Annotated in this window: 11 protein-coding genes; 6 read left to right on the top strand and 5 right to left on the bottom strand. The window is 45.1% G+C overall.

Going from position 1 to position 15,061, the window contains the following annotated elements:
• Nucleotides 1-79: 79 nt before the first annotated feature.
• Complete coding sequence (gene priA / locus H2O73_RS10485; protein ID WP_182108795.1) at nt 80-2,281, bottom strand: primosomal protein N'; 2,202 nt, start codon at nt 2,279-2,281, stop codon at nt 80-82.
• A gap of 329 nt (nt 2,282-2,610) precedes the next feature.
• On the opposite strand from priA, the gene rpmE reads away from it, so the two are divergent.
• Nucleotides 2,611-2,829 (top strand): 50S ribosomal protein L31, encoded by a 219-nt coding sequence (rpmE, locus tag H2O73_RS10490; protein WP_040987186.1) that lies wholly within the window; start codon nt 2,611-2,613, stop codon nt 2,827-2,829.
• Between the two features lie 229 nt (nt 2,830-3,058).
• Nucleotides 3,059-4,333, top strand: coding sequence for a malic enzyme-like NAD(P)-binding protein (locus H2O73_RS10495; RefSeq protein ID WP_182108796.1), 1,275 nt, complete (start codon nt 3,059-3,061; stop codon nt 4,331-4,333).
• Between the two features lie 160 nt (nt 4,334-4,493).
• Here the strand turns inward: H2O73_RS10495 and metJ are convergent, their stop codons facing one another.
• Nucleotides 4,494-4,811 carry a met regulon transcriptional regulator MetJ gene (metJ, locus tag H2O73_RS10500; RefSeq protein WP_053410191.1) on the bottom strand — a complete coding sequence of 106 codons (318 nt, stop codon included), beginning with the start codon at nt 4,809-4,811 and terminating at the stop codon, nt 4,494-4,496.
• A 221-nt stretch (nt 4,812-5,032) separates the two neighbouring features.
• On the opposite strand from metJ, the gene H2O73_RS10505 reads away from it, so the two are divergent.
• The 3 genes from H2O73_RS10505 (at nt 5,033) to metF (ending at nt 9,757) form a co-directional block, all read left to right on the top strand.
• Complete coding sequence (locus H2O73_RS10505) at nt 5,033-6,199, top strand: O-succinylhomoserine (thiol)-lyase (RefSeq protein ID WP_182108797.1); 1,167 nt, start codon at nt 5,033-5,035, stop codon at nt 6,197-6,199.
• The gene (locus tag H2O73_RS10510) at nt 6,200-8,611 is read left to right on the top strand and encodes a bifunctional aspartate kinase/homoserine dehydrogenase II (protein ID WP_182108798.1); all 2,412 of its coding nucleotides are present in this window, start codon (nt 6,200-6,202) and stop codon (nt 8,609-8,611) included.
• Between the two features lie 255 nt (nt 8,612-8,866).
• Nucleotides 8,867-9,757 (top strand): methylenetetrahydrofolate reductase, encoded by an 891-nt coding sequence (gene metF / locus H2O73_RS10515; RefSeq protein ID WP_182108799.1) that lies wholly within the window; start codon nt 8,867-8,869, stop codon nt 9,755-9,757.
• Nucleotides 9,758-9,879: 122 nt separating this feature from the next.
• Here metF and zapB read toward each other — a convergent pair whose 3' ends face one another.
• Entirely contained in the window at nt 9,880-10,122 is a 243-nt protein-coding gene (zapB, locus tag H2O73_RS10520) for a cell division protein ZapB (protein WP_182108800.1), read from the bottom strand.
• A gap of 313 nt (nt 10,123-10,435) precedes the next feature.
• Between zapB and glpX the strand changes: the two genes are divergently transcribed.
• Complete coding sequence (glpX, locus tag H2O73_RS10525; protein ID WP_182108801.1) at nt 10,436-11,443, top strand: class II fructose-bisphosphatase; 1,008 nt, start codon at nt 10,436-10,438, stop codon at nt 11,441-11,443.
• A gap of 63 nt (nt 11,444-11,506) precedes the next feature.
• Here the strand turns inward: glpX and H2O73_RS10530 are convergent, their stop codons facing one another.
• Both H2O73_RS10530 and groL read right to left on the bottom strand, forming a co-directional pair.
• Nucleotides 11,507-12,982 carry a sensor domain-containing diguanylate cyclase gene (locus tag H2O73_RS10530; RefSeq protein WP_182108802.1) on the bottom strand — a complete coding sequence of 492 codons (1,476 nt, stop codon included), beginning with the start codon at nt 12,980-12,982 and terminating at the stop codon, nt 11,507-11,509.
• A 269-nt stretch (nt 12,983-13,251) separates the two neighbouring features.
• Complete coding sequence (gene groL, locus H2O73_RS10535; RefSeq protein ID WP_182108803.1) at nt 13,252-14,898, bottom strand: chaperonin GroEL; 1,647 nt, start codon at nt 14,896-14,898, stop codon at nt 13,252-13,254.
• Between the last annotated feature and the right edge of the window lie 163 nt (nt 14,899-15,061).

Below are 15,061 nucleotides of genomic sequence, written 5' to 3' on the forward strand. Positions count from 1 at the left end.
ACAAAACCCAACCCGACATAGAGATGTACGTCACAAAATTACTTTCTAGTCTAGCGTACGTAACATTGTAAAATGGTAACTAGCTTAGATCTTGCGGCTCAATGTCTAGCGACCAACGCACCTTTTTGCTATTAGGCAATAACTCAATAGCTGGTTTCGCACTGGCTAACAAACGCTGCATCATTGGTCGCGTTTGCGTTTGCAACAGCAACTGCCAACGAAACTTACCGGCTTTCTTCGCCAATGGTGCTGGTGTCGGGCCTAAAACTTGGCAACCACCATCAAATAATGGGTGCGCTTCAAGCGTGTAACGGACCTGGCGTAAAAAGTCTTCAACCACCTCACTGCTGTTAGCTTCTGCCTTAAACAGTGTTAAATAAGTATAGGGCGGCAGCATCGCCACCTTTCTTTCTTGTAATGCCGCTTGAGCAAAATGGCGATAACTTTGGTTCAGTAACGCTTGCAATAGCGAATGCTCAGGGTGATGAGTTTGTAAAATCACTTCACCCGGCTTACTCGCTCGCCCTGCACGACCAGCAACTTGTATGAATAACTGAGCCAATCTCTCAGACGCTCTGAAGTCACTACTGTACAGCGAACCATCTACATCCAGCAATGCGACTAAAGTGACATCTGGGAAGTGATGCCCTTTCGCTAACATTTGCGTACCAATCAGAATTTTATATTCACCCTTTCGAATTGCGGTTAGAGCGCTTTCTAAACTGCCCTTTCGTCTCGTGCTATCACGGTCAATACGAATCGCTTTGTAATCAGGAAAAAGGGTTTTGAGTTGCCCTTCAAGCTGTTCTGTTCCCACCCCAACGGTCACTAAGTTAGTCGAGCCGCAACCTTGACACTGATGAATCACCGGCTGTTGTGAGCCACAATGGTGGCAGCGGATTTCATTGTTGTATTGGTGAAAGGTATAGTAAGCATCGCAGCGTTTACATTCTGCAATCCAGCCACACTCGTGGCACATCAATGCGGGTGAAAAGCCGCGTCGATTAAGAAACAGCATCACTTGGTTGCCTGCGGTTAAGTGTTTGCGCATCTCGGCAATCAATGGCGCAGACAGACCACTTTCCAAATACAACCCTTTCACATCGAGCGCTTTATTAGTGGTGGGTTTGGCATTGCCCGCGCGCTGAGACAACAGCAAGTGGTGATATTTACCGGTTAAAGCATTGTGTAATGTTTCCAATGCTGGCGTGGCTGAACCAAGTAATATTGGGATCTGCTCTTTGTTAGCGCGCATTACCGCAACATCACGAGCGTGATAACGCAAGCTGTCTTGCTGTTTATAAGAGCTGTCGTGCTCCTCATCGACAATAATGATGCCGAGATCAGCAAAAGGGGTCAGCAGTGCTGAGCGAGTGCCAATCACAATACCTGCTGCTTTATCACGGGCGCAAAGCCAAGCATTCAGACGCTCAGTTTCATTTAGACCGGAATGAATCACTTCAACCGGCACATTAAAACGCTGGCGAAAACGGTTGATGGTTTGTGGTGTTAAGCCAATCTCAGGCACCAATACCAAAGCTTGCTTGCCTTGCTCTAATATCGGTTTTATCAGGTTAAGATACACTTCTGTTTTACCTGAGCCAGTAACGCCTTCTAGTAAATAGCAGCCAAAGCCTTGTGCACTATTCACTGTGGCTATCGCCACTGCCTGCTCTTGGTTTAACTTTGGTTTTTCTACGTCCGCTTCAACTGGATCAGCCCATGCTTGAATCACAGGTTTGCGCTCTATAGATTCAACCCAGCCCTTTTCTTGTAGTGCTTTTAGTACCGTGCCACTGATTTCTTGATCAAGTAACTGCTGATGCGACACCGCACCGTATTCTAGCGCACGCATCGCTCGCTCTTGCTTTACTGCTCGACCAAACCCCACCATCAACTGGTCTTTACCTTGGGCGGTCAATTGCCATTCGACCAAAGTAGAGAAATCAGCAGGCTTTCCTTTACGTAATGCCGACGGCATGGCATTGGCGAGCGTATCGCCAAGTGGGTATTGATAGAATTGGCTGCACCACTTTAGCAATTGATAAAGTGAGTCGGACCAAACTGGTTGTGTATCTAGCACCTGCTTCAATGATTTCAATTGGCTTTGTTTAAAATCAGAGTGATTAGTTAACTCCGTCACAATACCAATCAGTGTCTTAGGACCAAAAGGCACAGACACACGCCCACCAATCACCGGAAAAAAGTGGTTAGGAATTAAGTAATCAAACTGTTTATCCAGTGGAACTGGCAAAGCGACTCGGGCAATGGTTGGACGCATAAAAAGGGCTAGATACTATTGAGTAATAAACGCAGACAAGTCTAAAGCAAAACGGAGCGCTATTCTATTTTCTCCCCGTTTACTATGCTTAAGCTTTGAAATCAGCACTTGTCACGTTACCGAATACTTTGCCGTAAGACTATGGTGAAAAAAGTAGCAACAATTTAAGTAAATCAGTTGATCCCATAGTGCAGATTCATTAATATACTGCGCCTTAGCGCTATGGCTTGAAGAACTATTCACCAAGCGGTAGGGCAATATTTTTTATTAACTACGTGTGGTGTCCGGCTTAGAATCGGATAGCGACGCGGCCTAATTGAGGTTCTCCCATGAAAACTGGCATCCATCCAGAATACAAAGCTGTAAGCGCTACTTGTTCTTGCGGTAACTCTTTCGAGTTCAACTCTACTCTAGCTAAGGATTCTATCCACCTAGACGTATGTGACAAATGTCACCCATTCTACACTGGTAAGCAACGTATCGTTGATACAGGCGGCCGTGTTGATCGCTTCAACAAGCGTTTCGGTGCTCTATCAAGCAAGAAGTAATTTCTGCTGTGATAATGAATTAAAAAAAGGACGCTTCGGCGTCCTTTTTTATTTCCCTAAACTTTCCTTACTCCCACTTTTCCTTGCTAAAAATGCGAGCTATCTGGTCTTATCTGCAACCAATCTCTCTATAATATCCTTATCAGTCGCAATCTTACCTATGCAGCTTGATTTGCTTCCACTAGAATAACTTCTGCTTAACAATCCACGATAACGAGAAACATCCACTATGTCAGACGACCAAGCTCAAGAACTCACCGCCGAAGAACAATTCCGTCAGCAAGCGCTGGACTATCATGCCTATCCCGTGGCCGGTAAAATTTCTGTCGAACTCACTAAGCCCGCAGAAACCGCCAAAGACCTAGCGCTCGCCTATAGCCCTGGTGTTGCAGAGCCTGTTCGAGAAATCGCACAAAACCCTGACAACGCATACAAATACACGGCTAAAGGCAACATGGTCGCGGTTATCTCAAACGGCACCGCAATTCTTGGCTTGGGTAATTTAGGCCCACTGGCTTCAAAACCAGTAATGGAAGGTAAATCTCTACTATTCAAGCGCTTTGCTGGTCTCGATTCAATTGATATTGAAGTAAAGCATCGCACCATTGAAGAGTTTGTCGATACCGTAGCAAACATTGCTGATACCTTTGGTGGTATAAACCTCGAAGATATCAAAGCACCGGATTGTTTTGAGATTGAAAGACAGCTAATTGAACGTTGTGATGTACCGGTCTTCCACGACGACCAACATGGCACCGCGATTGTTACGGCAGCAGGCATGCTTAACGCCATTGAACTGCAAGGCAAGAAACTCGAAGAAGCGACTATTGTCTGTCTTGGCGCTGGCGCTGCCGCGGTTGCTTGCATGGAACTGCTGATCAAATGTGGTGCGATGCGTGAAAAAATCTACATGCTGGATCGTAAAGGTGTGATCCACACTCGACGTGATGATCTGAATGAATATAAAAAACTGTTCGCCAACAATACAGACAAACGTACTCTAGAAGATGTAATTGAAGGCGCAGATATTTTCTTAGGCGTATCAGGCCCTAACTTAATGCCGCAAAATGCATTGAAGCTCATGGCTGATAAGCCGATTGTGTTTGCGTGCTCTAACCCTGATCCAGAGATCAAACCTGAGCTTGCTCACCAAGTTCGTAATGATTTGATCATGGGTACAGGTCGCAGTGATTACCCTAACCAAGTCAATAACGTCCTTTGTTTCCCATTTATTTTCCGTGGTGCACTCGATGTGCGTGCCAGTGAGATCAATGACGAAATGAAGCTCGCAGCGGTTGATGCCATTCGTCAGTTAGCAAAAGAACCTGTACCAGCGGAAGTGCTTGCCGCGGCGGGTGAAGAAAAATTAGAGTTTGGACCTGAATACATCATTCCTAAACCAATGGACCCTCGCCTACTGCCTAAAGTGGCTAAAGCCGTCGCACAAGCGGCTGTTGATTCTGGTGTGGCTCGTATCGAGATGCCAGAAAATTATATGCTATAGAGCATATGGCTTAGAACTATGTGGGGTTGAGTTATATAGCTTAGGTCGCTCAGCGATACTCCCTCTAGGTCTATATGTTAGGCGATCAAAAAACCGCAGACTCAATTATCTGCGGTTTTTTGATTTTAGCTGAAGTGGTGCTAATTCCAGCTTCTAACAATTAGTCGTCAAACGCTTCAAATTCAATGCCCATTTCAGTCATCAGTTGCTTTGCTTCTGTTGGGATATCATCTGGGCGGTCTTTACGTAGATCTTCATCTGTTGGCAATGGTTGCCCTGTATAAGCATGCAAAAATGCTTCACATAGCAGCTCACTGTTTGTTGCATGGCGTAGGTTATTAATCTGGCGACGTGTACGTTCATCAGTTAATACCTTTAATACTTTCAATGGAATTGAAACGGTAATCTTCTTTACTTGTTCGCTCTTCTTTCCATGTTCAGCATATGGGCTAATGTATTCGCCATTCCAGTCTGCCATTGTGCACCTTCGTTATTGTTAGTCAGTAATTTATGCAAAGTGTAATTTTAGCGGCTTTTAAGGCTACAAGCAAAGACATATAGACGTCTAGATGTGTTGACGTCTTAATTTAACAGCAGTAAAGTAGAGTGAATGGATTGTGAACGCATTGTATCAACAAGTATTGTGTAGATATAACGCATTCAAACTGACAAGTCACTATTGTTTGGAAGGAAACACTTATGAGCACCCGCAAGCCTGCAACAATCGCGGTCCGCACTGGTATAGAGTCGGATACCCAACACCATGCTGTGGTTCCACCTATTTATCTCTCGACCAATTACGGTTTTCCTGCTTTTGGCGATGTACCAAAATACGATTATACCCGCTCAGGCAACCCCAACCGAGGCTTGTTAGAACAAACGCTGTATGAGTTAGAAAGTGGTAAAGGGGCGATTATTACCAACTGCGGTACTTCTGCACTCAACTTGTGGGTGACCACTTTTTTAGGTCCTGATGATTTAATTGTCGCGCCGCATGACTGTTATGGTGGCACTTATCGTTTGTTTAACACTCGAGCGCAAAAAGGCGATTTTAAAGTCTTGTTTGTTGACCAATCGGATCCACAAGCCCTTGCTGAAGCCTTGGAAAAAAAACCAAAACTTGTGCTCATCGAGACCCCCTCAAACCCACTCGTTCGAGTGGTGGATATTGAAGATGTTTGCCAACAGGCTCATCAAGTTGATGCTTTAGTGGCGGTCGACAATACCTTTTTGACACCTGTGTTCCAAAAGCCTTTAGATCTTGGCGCTGACTTTGTTATCCATTCAACCACTAAATATATTAACGGTCACTCCGATGTGATTGGCGGTGTGGTGATCACCAAAAGCGAGCAACATGCTGAGGAATTAGCTTGGTGGGGCAACTGTATTGGTGCTACCGGCACCCCATTCGACAGCTATATGACTCTGCGTGGCTTACGTACGCTTGGCGCTCGCATGAAAGTACATGAAGAGAGCTCAGCGCAAATTCTCCAATACCTGAAATCTCATGCTACCGTCGGGACGATTTACCACCCAAGTTTGCCAGAACATCCTGGGCACCAAATTGCTATCAAGCAACAATCTGGCTTTGGTTCTATGCTGAGTTTTGAGTTTGCTGGCAATTTTGAACAACTAAAAACATTTGTTGGCGCACTTAAGTTATTTTCTCTGGCAGAATCTTTAGGTGGCGTTGAAAGTTTGATTTGCCACCCCGCATCCATGACACACCGAGCCATGGGTGAGACGGCTCTCGCCGCTGCGGGAGTCACCCAGCAATTACTGCGCCTATCGGTAGGCTTAGAAGACGTACAAGACTTAATTGCTGACCTTGAGCAAGCGTTTAAGTTGGCATTGGAGGAGAATTAAATGAGCGTTGAGAGACAGCTACATAAATTTGGTGGTAGCAGCTTGGCTGACCCAGAGTGCTATCGCCGTGTAGTTAATATTCTCAAAGAGTATTCGAAACAAGATGATCTGATCGTTGTTTCCGCTGCAGGCAAAACCACCAACCGTCTTATCGAGTTTATCGATGGGCTACATAAAGATGGTCGACTCGCCCATGAAGCACTACAAGAGCTGAAAAAATTCCAATTCGACCTGATAGAACAGCTGCTCGAAGGTGAAGATAAAGACAATTTACTCGCTCAATTGAACGATGAGTTCAAACTGTTAGGCGAATTAACAGCGCCACTAAGCGAAGCGGAGCAAGCTTGTGTGCTTGGTCATGGCGAAAGTTGGTCTTCACGTTTACTAGCTGCGCTACTCAATCAAAATAAGCTCGCAGCCCGAGCGCAAGACTCGCGAATATTTTTACGCGCTGAAGTTGCAACACAACCAGAGGTTGATCGCGGTGCCTCATACCCGTTACTTAAAGAGATACTGGCACAGCACGCACATCATCGAGTGGTGATTACCGGCTTTATGGCACAAGATAGCCAGGGGCAAACCGTATTGCTGGGGCGCAATGGCTCAGATTATTCTGCCACGGTTATCGGCGCACTGGCTGAAGTTTCTCGTGTAACCATTTGGAGCGATGTGGCAGGTGTTTACAGCGCCGACCCTCGCCTAGTCGCTGACGCTTGCCTATTGCCACTATTACGCTTGGATGAAGCCAGTGAGCTTGCTCGCTTAGCTGCCCCAGTTCTACATAGCCGCACATTACAGCCAGTTGCTCAAAGCACCATGGATTGCCATTTACGTTGCAGCTATGAGCCTGAGTCTGGCTCAACTCGTATCGAGCGCGTGCTCGCCTCTGGTCGCGGAGCAAAAATCATCTCTTCATTAAATGAAGTGCTGATTATTGAGCTGCACTACTCCTCTGGTCATGATTTCTTGCGCCAAAGCAAAGAGACCATTGCCAGTTTGACACGAGCACAGCTTGAACCTCTCGCATTTGAAGTACAAGACGACCAACATTGTCTGCGTTTAACCTATACCTCTGAAATTGTTGGTGGTGCAATGCGCTACTTGCAAGATACTGCTACAGAAGCAGAGCTTAAATTAAAAGAAGGTTACTCAATGGTCGCAGCCGTTGGTGCGGGGGTGACTAAAAACCCTAACCACTGTTACGGCTTTTACCAACAACTAAAAACCGCTCCTGTTGAGTTTATTTGTGAGTCCAGCTCAGGGTTGAGTTTAGTGGCGGTGCTACGCAAAACCGATACGGACGCTTTGGTGCAAGGGGTTCACAAACAGCTTTTTCAAGCACAGAAACGTATTGCAATTGCCCTATGCGGTAAAGGCAATATTGGCAGCAGTTGGCTTTCACTATTCGCTGAACAAAAACTGGAACTGGAAAAGCGCCGTGGAATGAACTTTGAATTGGTGGCCATCATCGACAGCCAAACCTATTGGTTCAATCCTCAAGGCATTGATGCTACTAAAGCAAACGCACAATTTGAGACAGAAGCGATAGCCTACCAACCCGGCGAATGGATAGAACAACTCGGCGCAATACAAGGTTATGACGATGCGGTAGTACTGGATGTCACCGCCAGCCAAGAGCTCGCAGAATCTTATATTGATATTGCAGAGCAAGGCATGCATTTGATCTCTGCCAATAAGGTGGCGGGCTCCGCATCAAGCGAGTACTACCACCAAGTGCAAGATGCCTTTGCCAAAATTAACCGCCACTGGCTCTACAATGCCACTGTTGGTGCAGGACTGCCGATCAACCATACCGTTCGAGACCTACGTGAAAGCGGTGACGATATTGTGGCTCTTTCTGGCATCTTCTCGGGCACCCTATCTTGGTTATTTCAGCAATATGATGGCAGCATCCCATTTGCAGAATTGCTGGATTTGGCTTGGCAACAAGGCTTAACCGAGCCAGACCCTCGACACGATCTTGATGGCTCAGATGTGATGCGCAAGTTGGTGATACTCGCACGCGAATCAGGGCTAGAGCTGGAGCCGGAAGCGGTCAAAGTGGAGAGCTTAGTCCCTGACGAGCTAACAGAGTTGTCACTCGATGATTTTCTCGATAACGGCCATATCCTCAGCGAGCTATTAGCTGAGCGTTTGAAGAAGGCACAACGAGAAGACAAGGTACTTCGTTACGTTGCTCGACTTGAGAAAAATGGCAAAGCTACTGTTGGCGTTGAAGCACTTTCTCGTGAGCACGCCCTCGCGAACTTACTACCTTGCGATAATATCTTCGCCATTGAGAGTAAGTGGTATAAAGACAATCCGCTGGTCATAAGAGGCCCCGGGGCTGGGCGTGAAGTCACGGCGGGGGCAATTCAATCTGATTTGAATTTGCTTTCGAGCCAACTGTAATAGTGAAACTTGAGGTGTGATGGGTAACCATGACACCTTTTTTCATTTTATGGCTCCTTTGAAGGAGGATATAGCCAAACTAGTTGGAGTTGCAGGTAGCAACTTGAAATAGATTAATTATCAACTTGAATAAAATTCATAACCACTTTGTTGACTTTAAACTCTATTCAAGACAACCTGTAGACATATAGACGTCTAAACGTCAAAAGGAATTACATAATTGAGGGTGGCAAAGGTTGCCACAGGGAGATCAAGATGGGATACACGCATGCCAGTCATATCGACGCACTAAATCAAAATATTGCTGAATTATCAGACAATATCAATGTGTCATTTGAGTTTTTTCCACCAAGCAGTGAAAAGATGGAAGAAACACTATGGAACTCGGTACACCGCTTGAAAACACTTAAACCTAAATTTGTCTCTGTTACTTATGGAGCAAACTCAGGCGAACGTGACCGCACCCACTCAATTATCAAAGAGATCAAGTCATCTACCGGATTAATCGCCGCCCCTCACCTAACTTGTATTGACGCATCACGTGAAGAGCTAATCCAAATTGCCGATGATTACTGGTCAAATGGTATCGAAAGCATTGTGGCACTACGCGGTGATATCCCACCAGGCGGAGGGGCGCCAGAGATGTATGCCTCTGACCTAGTAAAACTATTAAAATCGCGTCACGATTTTGATATCTCGGTTGCGGCGTTTCCTGAAGTTCATCCTGAAGCTAAAAGCGCTCAAGCCGATTTACTTAACTTAAAGCGTAAAGTCGATGCTGGCGCTAACCGAGCCATCACGCAATTTTTCTTTGATGTAGAAAGCTACCTGCGTTTTCGTGACCGTTGTGTGGCGGCGGGTATTGATGTGGAAATTGTGCCAGGCATTCTACCAGTATCTAACTTCAAACAAGCTTCCCGCTTTGCTGCGCAAAACCAAGTAAAAGTACCGGGCTGGATGGCAAAACAATTTGAAGGGCTCGATGATGACCCAACCACACGCCAGTTAGTTGGTGCAAGCCAAGCCATCGATATGGTACGTATTCTTAGCCGTGAAGGCGTCAAAGATTTCCACTTCTATACGCTTAACCGAGCGGAAATGACTTACGCACTGTGCCACACATTAGGTGTTCGCCCTGAAGAGTAAAACCTTCCTCTTCAAAGGATAGAAAGGTTGGTTGATTGCCAACCTTTTTTAATGGGCAGAAGGCGATACAAAAAAAAGACCGACCTTACGGTCAGCCTCTTAAATTCTGGGTGTAGAATTGATTATTCTACTTCGTCCATTTTACCTAGAAGGTTACGGATACGATCTTGCCATGCCGCGTGTTCTTGGTTCATTTGCTCTGACTTCTGCTCAAGCTCTTGACGGCTCGCGCGTAGCTCATTCGCTTCCGCAGTTAGCTTTTCTTTGTCTTCTTTTAGCTCTTCCACTTCCATTTGAAGAAGTGCAATTGTATCTACTGCAGTTTGAATTTTTGCTTCTAGTTTTTCTAATACTTCAAAAGACATCTTAGCCTACCCTTATTCGATTCGTATTCTATTCGGTTGAAGTGAAGTTAGCTTCACGTATTGCCTTCATTCTACTTAGCACAGCCCAGAGACACACGCCCTATATTTGATATCGTGCACCATTCGCGCAAAAAACCATCAACTGCTGACATTTACCTAACGTTAACGGCTTGATAACCCCACCAGCAATCACTTTACTGCGCTTTATTGATCAAATTCAATCCCGAACCGGCAAAAAAGCAAACGTTTCCTTTTTGATATGATAGAATCGCGCCAAATTTACTTCCTTGTATAAAACCTATTTGGAGTCATCATGAAACGCGATTTAGCAATGGCATTTTCTCGAGTCACTGAAGGCGCAGCTCTTGCCGGCTATAAATGGCTTGGCCGCGGCGATAAAAACGCAGCAGACGGTGCAGCTGTTGAAGTTATGCGTACCCTTCTTAATAAAACTGAGATCAGTGGTGAAATTGTTATTGGTGAAGGCGAAATTGATGACGCACCAATGCTGTACATTGGTGAGCATGTCGGTACTGGTGGCGATGAAGTAGATATTGCTGTCGACCCAATTGAAGGCACTCGCATGACAGCGATGGGTCAGTCAAACGCGCTAGCTGTACTTGCTGCTGGTGAAAAAGGTAGCTTTTTAAAAGCCCCTGATATGTACATGGAAAAATTGGTTGTTGGTCCGGGCGCTAAAGGCTGCATCGACTTACACAAACCACTGAAAGAGAACTTAGAGAATATCGCTAAAGCGCTCAATAAAACGCTTGATACTCTTGTGGTCATCACGCTGGCAAAACCTCGCCATGAGCAAACTATCGCAGAAATGCAAGCTATGGGCGTACGTGTATTTGCGGTGCCTGATGGTGATGTTGCGGCTTCAATTCTAACATGTATGCCTGATAGCGAAGTAGACGTAATGTACTGTATCGGTGGTGCACCAGAAGGCGTTGTGTCTGCAGCAGTTATTCGCGCATTAGATGGTGACATGCATGCACGTTTGCTACCACGCCATGAAGTAAAAGGCGACAGTGAAGAGAACCGCATCTACGGCGCAGCTGAACTTGCTCGCTGCAAAGAAATGGGAGTTGAAGCTGGTGTTGTTCTGAAGATGGAAGACATGGCGCGTAGTGATAACGTTGTATTTTCGGCAACGGGCATCACCAAAGGTGACTTGCTTGAAGGTATTACTCGCCAAGGTAATATCGCGACTACAGAAACGTTACTTATTCGTGGACGCTGCCGCACCATTCGTCGCATCAAGTCAACGCACTACCTAGAGCGTAAAGACCCTGAAGTACGTGATTTCATTCTGTAATTACACTCCAACATCGAAACTCAAAAGGATGGCAAAAGCCATCCTTTTTGCTATTGATACACGTTACAGCACTGATTGAATCAAGATGCGATTTTTACCCATGCTTTTCGCCTGATAGAGCAGAGCATCAGCCTCTCCAATTCCTTTTTCTTGCCATAGTTGATTGATACTATTAAAGCGACTTAATCTATAAATCATTGCACCACCAGAGGTTGTTATTGGCATCATCTCCCCATTGAAAAGCGTGATCTCTGGTAATCGAATATCTCTTTGTACTCGCTCTAAAATTAGATGAATCGACTCAACCGAATCACTGCTAAGGGCAATAACAAACTCTTCCCCACCAAATCTTGCTATCAAATCCGTCTGCCGCAAGCTATTACTCAGCAGCTTGGCGACCTGGCAAATAATGTCATCGCCAACTTGGTGTCCAAAATTATCATTAACCGATTTAAAGTTATCAATATCAAACACAACCAACGCAATGTACGTTGCAGGCTCAAACTCTTTCAATTTGGCTTCAAAGCCACGTCGGTTCAGCAAACTGGTCATAGGATCCAGCATTGCTAATTGCTTGAGCCGTAAATGGGTGACTTGCGTATACCGAAACCAAAGAATACATATCGACAGTATATAGAATGAAATAAGGGCGATAATTCGCTGCCTTTCGGCTTCAAATATATGTTTAATATGAAGTCTTTTTGGTTCACATACCGTGAGGTAGAGTCCCGTCTCTTCACCAGCAACCATAACTGGCTGTGAGTATGAGAATGAAAAAACGTCGGCACTATTCTCGCCTCGCGTTTCTGTTAATTGGTAGCCAGCAACAAAGTCATTAATTAAGTCGTTAAAGTCATTATCAATGGCGAGAACACCTTTAAACTCATCATCAACATAGATACCACGGGTCATAGTCACCACTTGCTTGCCCGTCATGTAATCTTGATAATTACCAGTATAAATCACATCATCGTGTTCAGCCGTACGCTCTACCGTCTTGACCCAATATGGTCTAGTCGAGATCACTTTATCAAATGCATCACCTTCAATAGATTGAGCAAATGCTTTCGGTGATGAAATGATGAATTTACTCTTAGAAATAAAGTAGATTGATGATATTTGATTAATGCTTTGAGAAAAGTATGCCATTGAAGGTGCAACGAAAAGACGTCGGTAGGCTTCTTGGTAAAGAGGTGAACCTGTATCACACATCTCTTTTGGCCCTGCAAACATAAAATCGTAATCTTTCCCCTTGTAAGACTTACCACCAAAATTACAGGTAATGCCATCGAGGGAAACTGTATGGGGTAAAACATAGCGGTCATTTTGCAGCGGGTACAACGAAGTAATACTGTACTCCAGTGCATTTATCACTTGGCTTGTATCTTCAAGCAGACGCTCAACCCGCTCTTTTTGTTTATCATACTTCTGCTTAGAGTCTTCCGCTGAATCAAGAACTAGAAAAACTAGCAGCAGTAAAAAGATTGTTGTGATCCCTACAAACAGTCGTTTATATCCTATCTCATCATCGGCAATCACTTAGCAATACTCAATAATAAACACTCATTAATATCGACTCATTTCATACACCAATTCGTAATCACTTGTTTAGCATAAGCTTTTATTGATCACTTCTAGGTTGTACTTCGTTTTGTGTTTAGGCACCAAAAAAGCCGAAGCAATGCTTCGGCTTTTTTTATTCAGCACAGTATGAGTCACTTTCTACTCAATGGGCGGAGTGTATACTTACTCACCAATCCATTCAATAATTTAATAAAAATGACCCTCACTGGATGAGAGAGGCTGACTTACATCATACCGCCCATGCCACCCATACCGCCCATGCCACCCATATCAGGCATACCAGCACCCTCTTTCTGTGGCATATCAGTAACCATCGCTTCTGTAGTGATCATTAGACCAGCAACAGAGGCTGCAAACTGAAGTGCAGAGCGTGTTACTTTAGTTGGGTCTAGGATACCCATAGCAATCATGTCGCCGTATTCGCCCGTTGCCGCGTTGTAACCGTAGTTACCTTCACCAGCACGAACATTATTAGCAACCACTGATTCTTCATCACCCGCATTCTTAGTGATTTGACGAATTGGTGATTCCATTGCACGAAGTAGAACGCGGATACCCACATTTTGTTCTTCGTTGTCACCTTCAAGGTTTGCCACTTTAGAAGCTGCGCGGATAAGAGCCACACCACCACCAGCAACCACACCTTCTTCAACTGCTGCGCGAGTTGCATGTAGTGCGTCTTCTACGCGGTCTTTCTTCTCTTTCATTTCAACTTCAGTTGCTGCGCCAACTTTGATTACTGCAACACCGCCTGCTAGTTTAGCAACACGCTCTTGTAGTTTCTCTTTGTCGTAGTCTGAAGTTGCATCTTCAACTTGCTGACGAATTTGAGCAACGCGACCTTGAATCATTGTTTCTTCACCCGCACCATCGATAATGGTCGAGTTTTCTTTGGTGATGGTTACACGCTTCGCTTGACCTAGGTCTTCTAGCGTTACTTTCTCAAGCTCTAGACCAATCTCTTCAGAGATAACCGTACCACCGGTTAGAATAGCGATATCTTGTAGCATTGCTTTACGACGGTCACCAAAACCAGGCGCTTTAACTGCTGCCACTTTCACGATGCCACGCATGTTATTCACAACAAGTGTTGCTAGCGCTTCGCCTTCTACATCTTCAGCAATGATAAGTAGTGGACGAGATGCTTTTGCTACTGCTTCTAGAGTAGGAAGAAGCTCACGGATGTTTGATACTTTCTTATCAACTAGCAGGATGAATGGGCTTTCTAGATCAACAGAACCCGCTTCTTGGTTGTTGATGAAGTAAGGAGATAGGTAACCACGGTCAAACTGCATACCTTCTACAACATCTAGCTCATCGTGAAGTGCTTGACCTTCTTCAACTGTGATAACGCCGTCACGGCCTACTTTTTCCATTGCTTCTGCAATGATGTTACCCACTGTTGAATCAGAGTTAGCTGAGATAGTACCTACTTGTGCGATAGCTTTAGTATCTTCACATGGTACAGAAAGCGCTTTTAGCTCTTCTACCGCTGCGATTACCGCTTTGTCGATACCGCGCTTAAGATCCATTGGGTTCATACCCGCAGCAACCGCTTTAAGACCTTCAGCAATGATAGATTGCGCAAGAACTGTTGCAGTAGTCGTACCGTCACCCGCAGCGTCATTAGCTTGAGACGCCACTTCTTTAACCATTTGTGCGCCCATATTTTGGAACTTGTCTTCTAGTTCGATTTCACGCGCGACTGATACACCATCTTTAGTGATGGTTGGTGCACCGAAAGATTTGTCTAGAACGACGTTACGACCTTTAGGACCCAGTGTTACTTTTACTGCGTCAGCTAGGATGTTTACACCCTCTAGCATTTTTACGCGAGCATCATTACCAAATTTAACGTCTTTAGCAGCCATCTTTAGTTTCCTTTTCTAAATTCTGTTCCCCGTCCCATTTAAAGTTTCAGCGGTGTTGACTGGCATTCGACAATCTCATCACATAGCTATTTAGGTATAGCTATCTATGCTCAGAGACCTGTCTCTCTGGTCGCCTACCTGAAACTCCAAATCGTTTGGGGTA

Origin of the sequence: Vibrio marinisediminis, from assembly GCF_014050145.1 — a bacterium.
Taxonomy (GTDB): domain Bacteria; phylum Pseudomonadota; class Gammaproteobacteria; order Enterobacterales; family Vibrionaceae; genus Vibrio; species Vibrio marinisediminis.